Annotated in this window: 1 pseudogene; it reads left to right on the top strand. The window is 67.1% G+C overall.

Features of this window, described 5'->3' with window-relative positions:
• Positions 1-234 (top strand): annotated as a pseudogene (locus R0J88_RS23675) (3-phosphoshikimate 1-carboxyvinyltransferase); the annotation flags it as partial.

Below are 234 nucleotides of genomic sequence, written 5' to 3'. Positions count from 1 at the left end.
CAGACAACGGCCGTCCGCCGCTGCGTATCCACGGTGGTCAGCCGCTCAAGGGCATCCGTTACGAGATGCCGATGGCGTCCGCTCAGGTCAAGTCGTGCCTGCTGCTGGCTGGTCTCTACGCCGAAGGCGAGACGCGTGCCATCGAGCCGGCGCCGACGCGTGACCACACCGAGCGCATGCTCAATGGCTTCGGCTACAAGGTCGAGCGTCAGGGCGCCGAGGCGTGGCTGAACG

This window comes from Pseudoalteromonas sp. SIMBA_162, from assembly GCF_046535955.1.
In the GTDB taxonomy this organism is placed as follows: Bacteria; Pseudomonadota; Gammaproteobacteria; order Enterobacterales; family Alteromonadaceae; genus Pseudoalteromonas; species Pseudoalteromonas marina.
Note: the sequence above shows the minus strand (reverse complement) of the source record. Positions and strands in the feature narration are given on the sequence as shown.